Here is a 17,182-nt window from a genome sequence, read left to right on the forward strand (position 1 = left end):
CAGGAGACGCCATGAGCAAGCGCAAAGTGATCGTGACCATTGCCCCCACGGGCGGCATGGCCCACAAATCGCAGAACCCCCATCTCCCTACCCAGCCGGACGAGATCGCCGAGGACGTGGTGCGCTGCTGCAATGCGGGCGCCAGCGTGGCTGCCATCCATGCGCGCCGCCCCGATGACGGCGCCACCTGCAATGCCGACATCTACCGCGACATCAACACCCGCATCCGCGCTGCGGGCTGCGACATCGTGATCAACAACTCCACGGGTGGTGGCGTGCACGGCGACATGGTGCGCGAGCTGCAGGGCGGGCGCTGGGAAATCGCCTGGGAGGAACGCATCAAGGGCATGGACGCAGGCGCCGAGATGTGCACGCTGGATGCGACCACGCTGAACCTGAGCTTCGGCGGGCGCGAGATCCTCATGGACACGCCGCTGTCCCGGGGCCGCGAGCTGGCCGTAGGCATGAAGGCACGCGGCATCAAGCCAGAGTGGGAAGTCTTCGCACACACCCATATCCTGCAGGACGTGACCACGCTGATCGAGGAAGACCACGATGCCGCACCGCACTTCATCAACCTGGTGATGAACGTCCACCGCAACTTCCAGAACGCCATGCCGTTCTCGCCGCGCTATCTGCAGCAGATGGTGGACGTTCTGCCCGCCAACAGCATCTTCTGCGTCAGCGGCATCGGCCCCTCACAGCTGGAGGCCAATGTGGCTGCGCTGCTGCTGGGCGGCCATGCGCGTGTGGGCCTGGAGGACAACCTCTACTACCGCCAGGGCGAACTGGCCACCAATGTGCAGCTGACGGAGCGCATCGTGCGCCTGATCCGCGAGCTCGACATGGAGCCCGCCACACCCGAGGAAGCGCGTCAGATCATGGGGCTGCAACGCGGCGGCATGCCGCTGCCCGCGTTCGCGCCCGCCGCCATGGCACAGGCTGCCTGAGCAGCACACGACGCAGCACAGTTCGCACAACAACGAGGAGACAGCATCATGAACTTCACATGCAAGGCCCTGTCCGGCGCCGTGACGCTGGCCGGTGCGGCCACGGCAGCAGCTCAGATTTCGGACGATGTGATACGCATAGGCTTCATCAGCGACATGTCGGGCGTATACCGCGACTACGACGGACCGGCAGGCGCAGAGGCCATACGCATGGCCATCGCCGACATGGGCGGAGCCATCAACGGCAAGAAGATCGAGCTGGTGGCGGCCGACCACCAGAACAAGGCTGATATCGCCGCAGCCAAGGCGCGCCAATGGTTCGACGTGGAGCGCTTCGACATGCTGATCGGCGGCGTGAACTCGGGCGCGGCCATTGCCATGGCGGGCGTGGCGCGCGATAAGCGCAAGCCCTATTTCGTGGTCGGCTCGGGTGCTTCCAGCCTCACCAACGAGCAGTGTTCGCCCTACACGGTCATGTATGCCTACGACACGGTGGCCATGGCGCGCGGAACGGCCAGCGCCGTGCTCAAGAGCGGCGGCAAGCGCTGGTTCTTCGTGACGGCCGACTATGCCTTCGGCAATGCGCTTCAGGCCGATGCCGCCAAGGTGCTTGAGGCCGGCAGCGGCAACGTGGCCGGTGCGGTCAAGCACCCGCTGGGCGCCAGCGACTTCTCGTCCTTCATGCTGCAGGCTCTGGCGGCCAAGCCCGATGTACTGGCCCTGGCCAACGCAGGCGGCGACACGGTCAACGCCATCAAGTCGGCGGCGGAATTCGGGCTGGCGCAGAAGATGAAGCTCGCGGGCATGATCATCACCATTCAGGACGTGCACGCCCTGGGCCTGAAGACAGCACAGGGCATGTATCTGACCGACAGCTGGTACTGGAACCAGAGCCCCGAGGCCAGCGCATGGGCGCGGCGCTTCTTCGACAAGCACAAGCGCATGCCCACCTCATTCCATGCGGGCGACTACTCCGCCACGCTGCAGTACCTCAAGGCCGTGCAGGCCGCGGGCACGGACGATGGCACCAAGGTGATGGAACAGCTCAGGAAGACCCGTTTCAACGACATGTTCGTCAAGGATGGCTGGCTGCGCGCCGACGGCCTGATGGTGCATGACATGCATCTGATGCAGGTGAAGACGCCGGCCGAATCCAGAGAGCCCTGGGACTACTACAAGGTGGTCGAGACCATCCGAGGCGAGGCCGCCTGGACCACACGCGCCGAGACGCGCTGCGCGCAATGGAAGACATCATGAGCGCAGCCGTACCCGTGATACGGCGCGTGGCCGTGGTCGGCACCGGCGTGATCGGTGCCAGCTGGGCAGCGTTCTTCCTGGCGCGCGGCCTGGATGTGACGGCCACCGATCCAGCACCCGGCGCCGAGCAGCGCCTGCGCGAAGCGGTGCAGCGCCACTGGCCGACCATGCAACGCATGGGGCTGGCGGATGGAGCTTCTCCCGAGCGTCTGCGCTTCGACGCCGAACTTGAGCGTGCGCTGGACGGCTGCGACTTCGTGCAGGAAAGCGGCCCCGAACGCGCCGACTTCAAGGCGGACCTCTATGCGCGCATGGACGCGGCCACACCACCCCGGGTACTGCTGGCCAGCAGCAGCTCGGGTCTGCCGGTCAGCGGCATGCAGGCACGCTGCAAGACGCCGCAGCGCGTGGTTCTGGGCCATCCCTTCAATCCGCCACACCTGATTCCGCTGGTGGAAGTGGGTGGTGGCGATGCCACCTCGCCAGACAGCATCCAGCGCGCCATGGACTTCTACGCAGCGCTGGGCAAGCGCCCCATTCATGTGCGGCGCGAGATCGCTGGCCACATCGCCAACCGCCTGCAGGCCGCGCTGTGGCGCGAGGCTTTTCACCTTGTTGACCAGGGGGTGGCCAGCGTCAGCGACATCGACACGGCCATCGCCCACGGCCCCGGCCTGCGCTGGGCGCTGATGGGGCCATTCATGAACCTGCATCTGTCTGGCGGACAGGGCGGCATGCAGCATCTGCTGGAGCACCTGGGCGGCCCCATCGAAAGCTGGTGGCGCGATCTTGGCAATCCGGCCATGACAGAGGCGCTCAAGGCTCATGTGGTGCAGGGCGTGGCCGAGGCGCGCGGCATGCGCCGCGAGGAGGAGCTGGAGCGCACGCGCGACGACCTGCTGACCGACCTGATACGTGCCAAGGCCCAGGGCTCGCTGTTCTGAGCCCACATAAAGGAGCATGCATGCAAGCCATAGACTTCCTGTCCGATCCGCAGCAGGTGGCCCCGCCGCGAAGCCTGCGCATCGATCTCGACGACGGCAGCTTCGTGCTGCGATCGCCCGTGGCGCTCAAGCCCTATGCACGTTGCGTGGGCGAGTGGCTGGAGCGTTGGGCGCGCGAAACACCCGAGGCGCCGGCCCTGGCCGAGCGCACGCCCGACGGCAGCGGCTGGCGCATGCTGAGCTGGGGCGAGCTGCGCGAGGCCGTGGGACGCACGGCCCAGGGGCTGCTGGACCTGGATCTGCCCCCCGGCCCTGTGCTCATCCTGTCGGACAATGCCATCGATCACGCGGTGCTGATGCTGGCCGCCATGCACGTGGGCCGGGCAGCCTGCTCGCTGTCCAGTGCCTACTCGCGCACGGCGCGCGACTTCGGGCGGCTGCGCCAGATGCTCCAGGTGCTGCAGCCCGCGCTGATCTACGCATCGGACGCGCGTCTGTACGGACCGGCGCTGGCGGCCTGCGAAACCCGCGCGCCCTGCGTCTTCAGCGCACATGCACCGCACTGGCCTGGCGGGCTGGATTTCGGGGCGCTCATGGCCAGACCCGAGACGGCCGCCGTGCACACCGCCTATGAGGCCATCGCGCCCGACACGCATGCCAAATACCTGCTGACCTCGGGCTCCACAGGCACGCCCAAGGTCGTCATCAACACGCACCGCATGCTGTGCGCCAACCAGCAGCAAATGGCGCAGACCTGGCGCTTCCTGGAGCATGAAAAGCCCGTGCTCGTGGACTGGCTGCCCTGGAGCCACACCTTCGGCGGCAACCACAACCTGCATCTGGTACTGGCGCACGGCGGCACGCTCTACATCGACGAGGGCAGGCCCGCACCGGGTCTGATCGAGAAGACGGTGCGCAATCTGCGCGAAGTCCGCCCCACGCTGTGGTTCAACGTGCCGCGCGGCTTCGACATGGTGCTGCCGCTGATGGAGGCCGACGACGCGCTGGCGGCGGACATGCTCTCGCGCCTTCGCCTGGCCTTCTACGCAGCTGCGGCGCTGGCCCCCTCGACCTGGAAGCGACTGGAGGCGGTGGCCCAGCGCGTGCGCCCGGGCCGCCCCCTGTGGCTGACCACTTCCTGGGGCTGCACCGAGACCTCGCCCGCGATCACCTCGGCCCACTGGCAGCTCGACGGCGCAGGCTGCATAGGTGCGCCGCTGCCCGGGCTGGAGCTCAAGTTCGTCCCCAACGGCAACAAGCAGGAAATGCGCGTGAAGGGCGTGTCGGTTTTCCCCGGCTACCGCGACGCACCGCGCGAAACGGCTGCGGCCTTCGACGAGGAAGGTTATTACCGCATCGGCGACGCAGGCTTCGTCGTGGACGAGCAGCGGCCCGAGCGCGGCGTCATCTTCAACGGCCGCGTGGCCGAGGACTTCAAGCTCTCCAGCGGCACCTGGGTCTCGGTGGGAACGCTGCGCGTGGAACTGGTGTCGCGCCTGGCGCCATGGGTACAGGACATCGTCATCGCAGGCCACGACCGCGACGAGCTGGGTCTGCTGGTGTTTGCCACGCCCGCAGGCGCTGCCGCCCCCGAAACCCTGGCACAGGCACTGCGCCGCGTGATGCACGAGCAGCGCGACGCAGGCGCGGGCAGCTCGCAAAGCCCCGGCTGTGCGCTGGTGCTGGCCGATCCGCCGGACGCGGAGGCCGGAGAGATCACCGACAAGGGCTACGTCAACCAGCGCGCGGTGCTGACGCGGCGCGCCGATGCGGTGCGACGTCTGTTCGCTTCAAAGGATGCATCGGTCATTCGCTGCAACAGCTAAAACCATAACAGTCATCGCAAGCCAGCATTCAAATCTTGGCGAAAACAATCCAGATCTTTTGCATTACAAGCGATGACAGCTATCAAATCAGATGGTTACTCCAGGCGCACCGAATATCCGCTCCAGCCCGCTCAGGCGTGCTCCGCCTGCTCCAGCTCCTGCTCCAGCTCCTGCGCCAGCGTGCGCACGAGCTCGGCCGCTGGCATGGCGCGAGCCAGCGGTGCGCCCTGGCCGGCCCAGTGCGCGGCATAGTCGCTGCTGCCTTGCGCGCTGGCGGCCTGGTGCAGCGCCTTGCCTGCGTCATACACCATGGGATAGGCGGGCAGTGCTCCTGCATAGTCTCGTCCCAGCTGGTGCAGACGGTTGAACATGCCGCGCGCAGGGCGTCCGGAAATGGCGGCGGTGATGGCCGTGTGCTGCGCGCTGTCGCCTTGCAGCTCGGCGCGGTAGGCCTGGCTGGCGGCGGATTCGGGGCAGAGGATGAAGGCCGTGCCCATCTGCACGGCGCAGGCTCCGAGCTGCAAAGCGGCAGCGATGCCGGCACCGTCCATGATGCCGCCTGCGGCGACCACGGGCAGGCGGGACTCGCGCGCCAGCAGCCGCACCAGCGCCAAAGTCCCCATCAGTCTGTCCTGCTCGGGCACGAAAGCGCCGCGATGGCCGCCCGCCTCCATGCCCTGGGCCACGATCACCTCCACCCCGGCCTGCTCGATCTGGCGCGCCTCGTCGAGGCTGGTGGCGCAGGCCAGCGTGGTGATGCCGGCGGCGCGCAAGGCATCGACAAAACTCTGCTCCGGCAGGCCGAAATGAAAGCTCACCACGGCAGGGCGCTGCTCCAGCAGCATGGCCTGCAATCGCGCATTGCCCAGCGCGGACTCGTAGATGCAGCGCAGGCCCGGCGGCACGGACGCGCCGTAGCGCTCGAACTCCGGCGCCAGATAGCGCAGCCACTGTGCTTCGCGCTCCGCATCTGCGACCGGCTCACGGTGACAGAAGAGGTTGACGTTGAAGGGGCGATCGGTCAGCGCACGCGTCTGCTCGATATGCTGGCGCGCCTGCTCAAGGCCGTAGGCGCCTATGCCTACCGAACCCAGGGCCGATGCATTGCTCACGGCAGCCGCCAGCTGCGGGGTCGAGGTCCCGGCCATCGGGGCCTGAATGATGGGATGCTGCAGGCCCAGGCCTGTCATCCACAAAGGTAGTTTGCTCATCGCGCGTCTCCCGGTTTCACTTCTCGATATGAATCATTGCGCAGTGCGGGCCAGGCGGCTAGAGGCCACCAGCAGCGCGCCCAGCCCCAGCGCCGCGCAGCCCAGCACGAACAGTTGGCGATAGCTGCCGCTGCTGGCGTAGACGAATGCCATCAGATAGCCGGAGCTGGCCTGCAGCAGCGCAAATGCCGCCGTGGCATAGCCCCACATTTTCTTGTGCTGGCCGGGGCCGATGAGCTGCATCAGATAACCCGAGGTGATGGCCGCCATGCCCGGTGACAGCGCCCCCACCACAAAACCCGACAGCACATGGCCGCCGAAACCTGCCCAGGCCAGCGGCAGGCCGATGGCCACGGCCTTGAGTGCATAGGCGCCCGTGGTCGTACCCCACCAGCCCCAGCGCGTGGCACAGTAGGCCGCACACAGCGGCCCGACCATCGCGCCAAGCCCGAAGAATGCCCATTGCGTCGAGGCATAGGCGCCGCCCAGCTGCAGCTCGCGATCCAGGTAGTCCACCCAGAACACCGTGTGCGGCACAAAGCCGAAGGCGTCGCAGGCATAGGCGACCAGCACCAGAATCACCGCCAGGCTCCACGGCGTTGTGCTGGAGGCTGCGACCGCCGTGGGCTGGATCGCCACCGGTGCATGCAGCGGGATCTGGCGCGCAGCATGCCAGCCGCTGTAAAGCGACAGCGCAGACAGCGCCGTCAACGCCCACCAGACGGCGCTCAGGCTGCTGCGCGCAAACATGGGCACCAGCGTGGCGGCCAGCAAGGCGCCCACGCCAATGCCGCAGAACATCAGCGGGCCCAGCGTGGCACGGCGCTGCGGCGCTGCTGCAGCCATGGCCACCGACGGGCCCAGCACCATCAGCGCGGCACCGGCAATGCCGGAGATCAGCCGCCAGACAAAGAACAGGGCCATAGGCTGGGGCAGGCTGCAGCCGGCAAAGCTCAGCGTCACGGCCACCCAGCAGATCACCAGCACGCGCAGCGCGCCCATGCGCTCGGCCAGCGGCGCGGCGACCAAAGCCCCGATCAGATAGCCGAGCAGATTGGCGGCACCCAGATAAGCCACCTGCTCGCCGCTGAACCAGCCCGCATGAACCATCTGCGGCATCAGCGCCGTATAGGCGAAACGAGCCAGGCCGACGCCGCTCAGGGTGGCCATGAAGCCGGTCAACAGCAGGGGAAGTTCTTTGCGTTCGATCACAGCTCGGGTTATGGAGGGGAAATTGGCATCAAGCCTAAACGCTGCGACTCGATCATGTCCAATGATTCAAAATGATGACTTGCATCTCAATTCAAGATATTGGAGCCGCATATGCAACTCAAATCCCTGCGCATGTTCGAAGCCGTCTGCGAAAGCGGCAGCTTTGGTGCCGCAGCCCAGCTTCTGCACACCGTGCAATCCAATGTCACGGCCCATATCAAAAAGCTCGAGGACGAAGCAGGCGTGCAATTGCTGATGCGGGCCAACCCGGTCTTTCCCACTCCGGCCGGACGCACGCTGCTGGAATCTGCGCGGCAGATGCTGCAGTCGCATGACCAGGTGCTGGCCATGCTGCAAGCCCGGCAATTTGCAGCCGGCCAGGTCAAGGGTGCCTTGCGCATAGGCTCGATGGAAACCACGGCCGCACTGCGTCTGCCGCCACTGCTGGCCGAGTTGCGCAGGCAGCATCCGGATATCGACCTGGAGCTGGACGCCCAGCCCAGCGCCGCATTGCTGATGGAGCTGGCGGCCGGTCGCATCGACTGTGCCTTCATCAACGGTGCCGCACCACAAAACGAGCTGCAATCCTGGCCGGTATTTCGTGAAGAGCTGGTGCTGGTCAGCGGACAGCCGCTGACGCGCTTCCCCACCGCCGCAGAGTTCAGCAGCTCCGTGTTTCTGGCCTTTCGCCAGGGCTGCAGCTACCGCCAGCGGATCGAGCTGCTGATGGCCTCTATGGGTGTGACGGCGGTACGCATCATGGAGCTGGGCATGCTGGACACCATCCTCGGCTGCGTGGCTGCCGGCATGGGCTATGCGCTGCTGTCGCGCTCGCTGGTCGAAGCCCAGCAGCAGCGCTTTGGCGTGCACTGGATGACTCTGCCCGGCAGGAGCGGACAGGAGCTGGCCTTTGTCGACACCTGTTTTGTGACCGCTGCCGTACAAGGCTGGTCGCCGGCACTGCATGCATTTGCGCAGGTACTGGGTGTCAATCCGCAAGCCACACGGGCACAGCCCGTGGCGCTGGCTCTTGCCGCCTGAGAGCGGCAGGACATCACGGCTGCATCAGCGCGCGGCGGTACTGCAATGCCTCGGCCAGATGGGTTTGCGTGATGGCATCCGAGTCCGCCAGATCGGCAATGGTGCGCGCCACCTTCAGGGCCCGGTGCGTGCCGCGCGCCGACCAGCCAAGGCGCGCTGCAGCCTTGTGGGCAAAGGTCAGCGCCTCGGGCTCCAGCTGCAGATGCGTGTCGAGCTGTGCCCCCTGCAACTGATGATTGGGCAGGCCCTGACGCTGCAAGGCCTTGTCCCTGGCCGCGCTCACGCGTTGCTGCACGGCAGCGCTGCTCTCCCCTTCGGGCGCTGCCAGAAGCTCCTCGGGCGACAGCGCTGCCACCTCCACATGCAGATCGATACGGTCCAGCAAGGGACCGCTGATGCGTGCCTGATAACGTGCCACCTGATCGGGCGAGCAGCGGCAGGCCCTGATGCGCGCCCCCCAGAAGCCGCAGGGACAGGGGTTCATGGCTGCCACCAGCTGGAAACGGGCCGGGAACTCCGCCCTCTGCACGGCCCGCACGATAGTGATGCGCCCGGTCTCCAGCGGCTCTCGCAGGGCCTCCAGGGCGCTGCGCGCGAACTCGGGCAGCTCATCCAGGAAAAGCGCACCGCAATGGGCATATGAAATCTCGCCGGGCCGGGGCGGAGAGCCGCCGCCGACCAACGCGATGGAGCTGGCCGTGTGATGAGGCGCGGCAAACGGCCGCTGGCGCCACAGCTGCGGCGTAAAACGACCGCTGAGGCTGGCAATGGCTGCGGCTTCGAGCGCCTCTTCATCGGTCATGCCCGGCAGCAAGCTGGCAAAGCGCTGGGCCAGCATGGATTTCCCCGAGCCCGGAGGGCCGATCATCAGCACACCATGTGCGCCGGCGGCTGCAATTTCAAGCGCGCGCTTGGCCTGCATCTGGCCGCGCACCTCGCGCAGATCCAGCGACGGCAAAGAAGCTTCAGCAGGTCTGGAGTGCACCCGCTGCCAGCCCTCCACGCCATCGCCCTGCTCCGACAGGGTGGCGTCATGCGCGATGAACTGCCTGACCACATCCAGCAGATGCGCGGCGCCGAAGACTTCGATGGCCGGCACAAAGGCGGCCTCCAGCGCACTGTCCGGCGGCAGCACCAGCCGCACGCGTTGTTGCTGACGCTGCAGGGCCAGCGCCGTTGCCAGGGCCCCGCGCACCGGACGCAGGGCACCGGTCAGCGACAGCTCTCCTGCAAACTCATAATCGGCGAGCCGCTGTGCATCGATCTGCCCGCTGGCCGCCAAAATGCCCAGCGCTATCGGCAGGTCAAAGCGGCCTGAGTCCTTGGGCAGATCCGCCGGAGCCAGATTGACCGTGATGCGCTGATTGTTCGGGAACTCCAGCCCCGCATTGACGATGGCTGCGCGCACGCGCTCGCGGGCCTCCTTGACCTCCACATCCGCCAGACCCACCAGGGTGAACGAAGGCAGTCCGTTGGCCAGATGGACCTCCACCGTGACAGCCGGTGCCTGCAAGCCCAGCAGGGCACGACTTTGAACCAGTGCCAGACCCATCACGCTCCTCCCCTTCAAGCCGAACTGTAGGGCCTAGCGTATGCGCCAGCGGCTCAAACAGGCAATAGGGGTGTGCACAGGCCGTCAGCCGGCGGCGTCGTCGTCACGGGCAGGCTGCCTGCCGGCAGCCCGGCCACGGCGGCGCTCGGCCTTGGGAAAGCTGCCCTGCTCCTGCATGAGCGCCGCCCGATTGCGCACGCGCTCGAACACCTGGGACAACACCTCAAGCTCGGTATCGCTGACGTCGCCGAGCAGCTCCTGGTTGATCGCCTGTATCTGCGGAAACAGCTGGGTGTGCAGCGCCAGCCCGGCGTCCGTCAGCTGCACCATGGCCTGGCGCCCGTCGCCGGCCATGCCCTGCTTGTGCAGCAGCCCCTTGGCAATCAGCGTGGAGATGGTGCGCGAGGTGCGCGTGCGATCGAGCTGCGCCAGCTCTGCGAGCTGGGACGGCTGCATGGCACCCTTGGTGGCCAGCAGGCCGATCATGCGCCACTCGCGCCGGGTGATGCCGAAGCCGCCCTCGCACAGGCGCACCACCATGGTCCCGGCCGAGCTCATCAGGCGGGCCAGATGGTAGAGGAACAGATCGTCCAGCTCGGACGGCTGCCGCCAGGGGTGGCGCTGCGCCTTGGTCATGGGTCTTTGTGGGTTTTCTCTAGGAATGATGGATTAGATCCATTATCGAGTCACTGCTTACAGTGGCTCCAAAGAAAACGACAGGAGACACCATGCCTTGCACCCGTATCGCCCGCCGCACTCTGGCCGGGCTGGCGGCCGCCGCGCTTCTGACGGCATCCCATGCTGCCGACAACTGGCCCGCCAAGCCCATACGCATCATCGTTCCCACGCCGCCCGCCGGCCCTTCCGACATCGCCGTGCGCCCGCTGGCGGCGGCCGTGCAAAAGGCGCTAGGTCAAGCCGTGATCGTGGAAAACCGGGCCGGTGCCAATGGCAATATCGGTGCGGCCGAGGTCGCCCGCGCCCCGGCCGACGGCTACACATGGCTGTGGGCCATGGACCCGGTGCTCACCGTCAACAAGCATATCTACAAGAACATCGGCTATTCCAGCGATGCCATCGTGGTGCTCAACGCCGCCGCCAGGTTCTCGCAGACCCTGATCTGCAACCCCGGCCTCGGTTTCAAGTCCGTCAAGGACATGCTGGAGGCCGCCAAGTCGCGCGAGCTGACCTATGCCACCGGCGGCGCGGGCTCGCCCGGTCATCTGGTCATGGAGTCGCTGCTGTCCAGCACCGGCGTGAAAATGGTGCATGTGCCCTACAAGGGGCCGGCACCTGCCATGCAGGACCTCATGGGCGGCCAGGTGAACTGCGGCTTCCTGGCGGCACCCACGGTGCTGCCACAGATACAGAGCGGTCGCGTCACCGCCCTGGCCACCTCGGGCCGCACGCGCTCGCCGCTGCTGCCGACATTGCCCACGATTGCCGAGTCCGGCTACCCCGATTTCGACGGCACCTACTGGCTGTTGCTCGCCGCCCCCAAGGGCGTTCCTGCCGAGATCCAGAAGCGCTTTCTCGCAGCCATGGATGCCGCCATCCGCTCGCCGCAGCAGCAGGATCGGGTCAAGGCCGTGGATATCGAGATGGTGGGCAGCAGCCCCGAGCAGGCCCAGGCCAGGGTGCGCGAGATCTCCGACAAATGGGAAGCGCTGACCCGCAAGATCAATCTGAAACCCGATTGATGCCTCGGGCACGGGCGCCGGCCATCTGAGCGGTTCAGGCCGGTGCCGGAACCCACCTACACTGCCCGGTTTCCAATCATTAATGGTGTGAATCCGCGAGCCGGTACCGGCGCGGACCACAGACCAGGAGAGAGATGACGATGCAAAGAAGAATCTTCGGCAAGCTCGCCGCAGGGCTCTGCCTGAGCGCAGGCTTGCTGGGCGGCGGCGCGCTGCAGGCCCAGGAGAGCCATGCCCTGTTTCCCAACAAGACACCGCTGCGCATGGTGGTCGGCTATCCGCCCGGTGGCGCCACCGACCGCGTGGCACGCATCGTGGCCGACCGGCTGCAGGCCCGCCTCGGCAGCCCGGTGATCGTGGAAAACAAGCCCGGCGCAGGCGGCCGCCTGTCGGCCCAGTACGTGAAGAACGCGCCCCCCTCCCAGCCCGCCGTGCTGCTGGCCAATCCCGCCGTGATGGTGGTGGCGCCGCTGGTGTTTCCGGACTCGGGCTACGAGCCGGAAAAGGACTTCCGCCCCATCAGCGAGGTCAACCGCTACGAGTTCGGCCTGGCCGTCGCCAGCGCCGTGCCCGTGAAGGAGCTGCCGCATCTGCTGGCCTGGCTCAAGGCCAATCCGCAGCAGGCCAATTTCGGCGTGCCGGCCACGGGCAGCCTGCCGCACTTTTTCGCACTGATGCTGGGCGAGACCGCCAAAGTGCCCGTCGAGGTCGTGGGCTACAAGGGCTCGGGCCCGCTGCTCACCGACCTGATGGGCGGGCAGGTCCCCATCGCCGTGGACACTCTAGACACCCAGATCGCCCAGCACGAAGCAGGCAAGCTGCGCGTGCTGGCCACCTCGGGCGAGCGCCGCAGCACCATGGCACCCGGCATTCCTACGCTCAAGGAACTGGGCGTGAACCTGGTCGGCACGGGCTGGAACACCTTGTTCGCGCCGCAAAGCATGGCGCCGGCCACGGTGCAACGCCTGTCCCAACTGGTGCAGGAGGTGATGAAGGAAGCCGACACGCAGCAGAAGTTCGCCGCCTCCAACCTGGTGCCCGTGGTCAGCAGCGCGCAGGACACGGAAAAAATGCTCAAAGCCTACCGCGCGCAATGGGCGCCGGTGGTGCAGCGCTCAGGCTTCAAGCCCTGATATTTGAGGAGCAGCTATCGCTTGTTACCAAATATTTTCAGCATCAAATCTATTCAAAATCCTTGCATAACAAGCGATAGAAGCTCCTGTTTTTGAATGTTCTCCGCTATCTCATGACTGACTCCCGCCCCAATCTGATCTTCATCCTGGCCGATGACCTCGGCTATGCCGACCTGGGCTGCACCGGTGCGCGCGATGCGCACAACAACGCCACCGACGTCTCGCCGCGCCTGGACGCCATGGCCGCCCAGGGCCTGCGCTTCACGCGCGGCTACTCCAACTCCTCGGTGTGCTCGCCCACGCGCTTTGCGCTGGCCACGGGCCGCTGGCAGTACCGCCTGCGCGGTGCGGCCGAGGAACCCATCGCCAGCGTGCATGGCGACAAGGTGCTGGGCCTGCCGCCCGATCACCCCACGGTGGCCTCGCTGCTGCGCGATGCCGACTACGCCACGGCCCTGGTCGGCAAATGGCATCTGGGCTACCCGCCGCATTTCGGCCCGCGCCTGTCGGGCTACGAGGAGTTCTACGGCTTTCATGCCGGCGGCGCCGACTACTTCGCCCACTGCGATCCGCGCGGGCGCCCCGACTTCTGGATCAACGAGGAGCCGCACACCGAAGACGGCTACCTGACCGACCTGCTGAGCCGCCGCGCGGTGGACTTCGTCAAGCGACAAACGGCCGACAAGCCCTTCTACCTCTCGCTGCACTACAGCGCGCCGCACTGGCCCTGGCTGACGCGCGACGACCTAGAGGAGTCGCGCCGCATCGGCGGCTTCGGCAAGCACACCGACGGCGGCTCCATCGACACCTACCAGCGCATGATCCATCACATGGACGAAGGCATAGGCTGGCTGCTGGATGCGCTGGAGGAGAAAGGCCTGAGCGAAAACACGCTCATCGTCTTCACCAGCGACAACGGCGGCGAGCGCTTCTCCAATACCTGGCCCTTCGTGGGCCAGAAGATGGACCTGCTCGAAGGCGGCATCCGCGTGCCTTTGCTGGCCCGCTGGCCGGCGCGCATGAAGGCTGGTGCCGTTTGCGACACGCCCAGCCTGACCATGGACTGGTCGGCCACCTTCCTGGCCGCCGCCGGCGTGGACGCGCATGCCGACTATCCGCTGGACGGCATCAGCCTGCTGCCCCTGATGCAGGATCAAAGCTGGATGCCCGAGCGCGACCTGGCCTGGCGCATGAAGCACCGCGAGCAAAAGGCCTTGATCCGGGGCGACTGGAAATATCTGCAGATCGAGGGCATCGAATACCTGTTCAACATCGCCAGCGACCCGCGCGAGCGCGCCAATCTGCGTGATCGCGAGCCCCGGAAACTGGCCGAGCTGCGCAGCGCCTGGGAGCACTGGAATCAGGAGCTGCCGCCGATTCCCGAGGAAGCCAAGGTCTCGCTGGTGTTCACCAAGGCAGACCTGCCCCAGGCCAGCTTCTGAGCTGGGCGCTGCCTGCAAGCCCATCGCCCTGGCGATGGGCTTTTTTGCGTCCACGCCCAAAAAGAGAGCATGCACTCACTTTCAAATCACCTGTTTGGTGCAAAAACCGGATAAAAACCGGGCCATGGCGGTGCATTGCAAAAACGCACCATCCTGGTGCATTCGGTTCAGGCCGCCAACCGGGTGGCGAAAGTTGCGCTCAGTGATTGTGAAAACTCGTAGCTTTTTGTACCGGGCAGCTATGGCCCGCTGCCTGTTCTAGGGCCTTGGGCAGCGAACCGTGCCGCAGCCGCCGCAGAGACTGGCACGGTCTGTGCTTTGAGAGTTCATCCGAGATTTTTGCCACGAAATTTTCAAACCGGAGGAACCCTGAATGCCTAGTCCCGCTGCAAGCCGTTTCAAGACTTTCGCCAAGACTGCCGCCCTGGCCTGCGCCGTTGTCGCCCCCATGTGGGCCCATGCCCAGCTCTCCGCCAACGTTGCCCTGACCACCAACTACAAGTTCCGTGGTCAGGACCAGGACGCCAGCCGCACCAGGGCCGTCAAGCCCGCGCTGCAAGGCGGTTTTGACTACACGTTCGGCGACAGCGGCTTCTACGTCGGCAACTGGAACTCCTCCGTGGACTGGCTGCCCGGCAACTCGCTGGAAACCGACTTCTACGGCGGCTACAAGTTCAAGGCTGCCGATGTGGACTGGGACGTGGGCATGCTGACCTATGTGTACTCGGGCAACGCCAACGGCAACACCACCGAGATCTATGGCTCCGGCACCTACGGCCCGTTCACGGCCAAGTACTCGCACACGGTGTCCAAGGACTACTTCGGCTGGGCCGGCGCCAAGGCAGGCTCGGGTCTCAAGGGCCGCAACACCGGTTATCTGCAGTTCTCCTACAGCCAGGAAGTGATGCCCAAGGTGACACTGAAAGCATCAGTTGGTTACACCCATTTCTCCAGCGACATCAAGGACCTGGGCGTTCCCAACTATGTGGACTACAGCGTCGGTGGTGCCTATGACCTGGGCGACGGCTTCTCTGCAGGTGCAGCGGTGACCGGCGCCAACAAGAAGGCCTACTTCGGCGATGTGAACAAGGCGCGTCTGATTCTGACGCTCTCCAAGACTTTCTAATTTTTCAGGAGCCCGTCATGAAAATGGTGATCGCCATCATCAAACCCTTCAAGCTCGACGAAGTGCGTGAAGCTCTTTCCCAAATCGGTGTTCAAGGCATCACCGTGACCGAAGTCAAGGGCTTTGGCCGTCAGAAAGGCCACACCGAGCTGTACCGCGGTGCCGAGTATGTGGTGGACTTTCTGCCCAAGCTGAAGATCGAGGCCGCGATTGCCGACGATCTGGTCGATGCCGCCATCGACGCCATCGAGGGCGCAGCCCGTACCGGCAAGATCGGCGACGGCAAGATTTTTGTGCAGGCGCTGGAGCAGTCGATCCGTATCCGTACAGGAGAAACCGGCGACGCGGCCCTGTAAAGGCCCAGTCTCTCTGGAACCGTTTTGAGAAAGATTGCCATGATCAAGAAACTATTGAGCGCAGGCCTGGGACTGGGCCTGCTGGCTGCCGGCGCCACCGGCTTTGCCCAGGAAGCTGCAACGGCTGCCGCCGCCGCAGCGCCTGTGGCCGAAGCAGCGGCCGAGGCCGTTCCCACCCTGAGCGCCGGCGACACCGCCTGGATGCTGACCTCGACCATGCTGGTGATCCTGATGGTCATCCCCGGCCTGGCGCTGTTCTACGGCGGCCTGGTGCGCAGCAAGAACATGTTGTCCGTGCTGGCGCAGGTCTTCGTGATCTTTTCGCTGATCACCGTGCTGTGGGCCATCTACGGCTACTCGCTGGCCTTTGGCGGCGAAGGCAAGTTCTTCGCGGGCTTCGACAAGCTGTTCCTCATGGGCATCACGCCTGACACGCTGTCGTCCATGCTCAAGACCATCCCCGAATACGTGTTCGTAGCCTTCCAGTCCACCTTCGCCGCCATCACCGTGGCGCTGATCGTGGGTGCGTTTGCCGAGCGCATCAAGTTCGCGGCCGTGATCGTGTTCTCCGTGCTGTGGTTCACCTTCAGCTACATCCCCATGGCCCACATGGTGTGGGGCGGTGGTCTGCTGGGTGCCGATGGCGCACTGGACTTCGCTGGCGGCACCGTGGTGCACATCAACGCCGCCGTGGCCGGCCTGGTGGGTGCCTACATGCTGGGCAAGCGCATCGGCTTCGGCAAGGAAGCCCTGCCTCCGCACAGCCTGACGCTGACCATGGTGGGCGCTTCCCTGCTGTGGGTGGGCTGGTTCGGCTTCAACGCCGGCTCTGCCGGTGCCGCCAACGGCGTTGCCGGCCTGGCCTTCATCAACACCATCCTCGCGACCGGCGCTGCCGCCATCTCCTGGATCGTGGCCGAAGCGCTGCTGCGCGGCAAGGCCTCCATGCTGGGTGCTGCCTCGGGTGCCGTGGCCGGTCTGGTGACCATCACCCCCGCCGCCGGTTTTGTCGGCCCCATGGGCTCCATCGTCATGGGCATCATCGCCGGCCCTCTGTGCTTCTGGGGCGTGTCCGGCCTCAAGCGCCTGCTCAAGGTTGACGACGTCTGCGACGTGTTCGGCGTCCACGGCGTCGGCGGTATCCTGGGTGCCATCCTGACCGGCGTGTTCTGCGCCAAGGGCCTGGGCGGTATCGAGCCCGAGGGCTACAACATGGCGCATCAGCTGTGGGTGCAGGTCGAGAGCGTGCTGGTGACCATCGTCTGGTCCGGCGTGGTCTCCTTCTTGGCCTACAAGATTGCCGATCTGACCGTGGGTCTGCGTGTCTCGGAAGAGTCCGAGCGCCAGGGCCTGGACATCACTTCTCACGGCGAGGTGGCCTACACCCGTTAAGCGGCAGGCTCTTCGCAAGTTCAGTTTCATTACGTTGCCC

General features: G+C 65.8%; 15 protein-coding genes. 11 read left to right on the top strand and 4 right to left on the bottom strand.

Translation table 11 applies throughout. The annotated features are described in order from the left end of the window. The first annotated feature begins 11 nt into the window (after positions 1–11). From Cth01_RS11160 to Cth01_RS11175, 4 genes are read left to right on the top strand one after another with little or no spacing between them, the layout of a single operon-like run. Positions 12–950, top strand: coding sequence for a beta-keto acid cleavage family enzyme (locus tag Cth01_RS11160; RefSeq protein WP_034351455.1), 939 nt, complete (start codon positions 12–14; stop codon positions 948–950). Between the two features lie 48 nt (positions 951–998). Next, positions 999–2,207, top strand: coding sequence for an ABC transporter substrate-binding protein (locus tag Cth01_RS11165; RefSeq protein WP_045839239.1), 1,209 nt, complete (start codon positions 999–1,001; stop codon positions 2,205–2,207). Further along, positions 2,204–3,151 carry a 3-hydroxyacyl-CoA dehydrogenase NAD-binding domain-containing protein gene (locus Cth01_RS11170; RefSeq protein WP_045839405.1) on the top strand — a complete coding sequence of 316 codons (948 nt, stop codon included), beginning with the start codon at positions 2,204–2,206 and terminating at the stop codon, positions 3,149–3,151. Before Cth01_RS11165 ends, Cth01_RS11170 begins: the two co-directional genes overlap by 4 nt. 20 nt (positions 3,152–3,171) lie before the next feature. Then, on the top strand, positions 3,172–4,977 hold the full coding sequence (locus Cth01_RS11175; RefSeq protein WP_045839240.1) for a feruloyl-CoA synthase: 1,806 nt from the start codon (positions 3,172–3,174) through the stop codon (positions 4,975–4,977). Between the two features lie 131 nt (positions 4,978–5,108). On the opposite strand, the gene Cth01_RS11180 is transcribed toward Cth01_RS11175, so the two are convergent. Beyond that, entirely contained in the window at positions 5,109–6,188 is a 1,080-nt protein-coding gene (locus Cth01_RS11180; RefSeq protein WP_045839241.1) for an NAD(P)H-dependent flavin oxidoreductase, read from the bottom strand. A gap of 33 nt (positions 6,189–6,221) precedes the next feature. Next, on the bottom strand, positions 6,222–7,400 hold the full coding sequence (locus Cth01_RS11185; protein ID WP_045839242.1) for a YbfB/YjiJ family MFS transporter: 1,179 nt from the start codon (positions 7,398–7,400) through the stop codon (positions 6,222–6,224). A gap of 111 nt (positions 7,401–7,511) precedes the next feature. Between Cth01_RS11185 and Cth01_RS11190 the strand changes: the two genes are divergently transcribed. Then, positions 7,512–8,441: a LysR substrate-binding domain-containing protein gene (locus tag Cth01_RS11190; protein WP_034393366.1), complete on the top strand. Its 930-nt coding sequence runs from the start codon at positions 7,512–7,514 to the stop codon at positions 8,439–8,441. A gap of 13 nt (positions 8,442–8,454) precedes the next feature. Here Cth01_RS11190 and Cth01_RS11195 read toward each other — a convergent pair whose 3' ends face one another. Together Cth01_RS11195 and Cth01_RS11200 are read right to left on the bottom strand one after the other, a co-directional pair. Then, a complete protein-coding gene (locus tag Cth01_RS11195) occupies positions 8,455–9,993 on the bottom strand; it encodes a YifB family Mg chelatase-like AAA ATPase (protein WP_045839243.1) in 1,539 nt (512 codons plus the stop codon). An 84-nt stretch (positions 9,994–10,077) separates the two neighbouring features. Continuing rightward, positions 10,078–10,629 (bottom strand): MarR family winged helix-turn-helix transcriptional regulator, encoded by a 552-nt coding sequence (locus Cth01_RS11200; protein ID WP_045839244.1) that lies wholly within the window; start codon positions 10,627–10,629, stop codon positions 10,078–10,080. 92 nt (positions 10,630–10,721) lie between these two features. Between Cth01_RS11200 and Cth01_RS11205 the strand changes: the two genes are divergently transcribed. From Cth01_RS11205 to amt, 6 genes are all read left to right on the top strand, one after another. Further along, entirely contained in the window at positions 10,722–11,693 is a 972-nt protein-coding gene (locus Cth01_RS11205; protein WP_045839245.1) for a tripartite tricarboxylate transporter substrate binding protein, read from the top strand. Between the two features lie 140 nt (positions 11,694–11,833). Then, positions 11,834–12,826 carry a Bug family tripartite tricarboxylate transporter substrate binding protein gene (locus Cth01_RS11210; RefSeq protein ID WP_045839406.1) on the top strand — a complete coding sequence of 331 codons (993 nt, stop codon included), beginning with the start codon at positions 11,834–11,836 and terminating at the stop codon, positions 12,824–12,826. Positions 12,827–12,939: 113 nt separating this feature from the next. Beyond that, positions 12,940–14,268, top strand: a complete 1,329-nt coding sequence (locus Cth01_RS11215; RefSeq protein WP_045839246.1) for a sulfatase family protein — start codon at positions 12,940–12,942, stop codon at positions 14,266–14,268. A 373-nt stretch (positions 14,269–14,641) separates the two neighbouring features. Continuing rightward, complete coding sequence (locus tag Cth01_RS11220) at positions 14,642–15,394, top strand: TorF family putative porin (protein ID WP_003070494.1); 753 nt, start codon at positions 14,642–14,644, stop codon at positions 15,392–15,394. Positions 15,395–15,411: 17 nt separating this feature from the next. Beyond that, positions 15,412–15,750, top strand: coding sequence for a P-II family nitrogen regulator (gene glnK / locus Cth01_RS11225; protein ID WP_003059648.1), 339 nt, complete (start codon positions 15,412–15,414; stop codon positions 15,748–15,750). 39 nt (positions 15,751–15,789) lie between these two features. Continuing rightward, positions 15,790–17,142, top strand: a complete 1,353-nt coding sequence (amt, locus tag Cth01_RS11230; protein WP_034406877.1) for an ammonium transporter — start codon at positions 15,790–15,792, stop codon at positions 17,140–17,142. The last annotated feature ends 40 nt before the right edge of the window (positions 17,143–17,182 follow it).

The sequence above is a fragment of the Comamonas thiooxydans genome (assembly GCF_000964545.1).
Lineage (GTDB): Bacteria > Pseudomonadota > Gammaproteobacteria > Burkholderiales > Burkholderiaceae_C > Comamonas > Comamonas thiooxydans.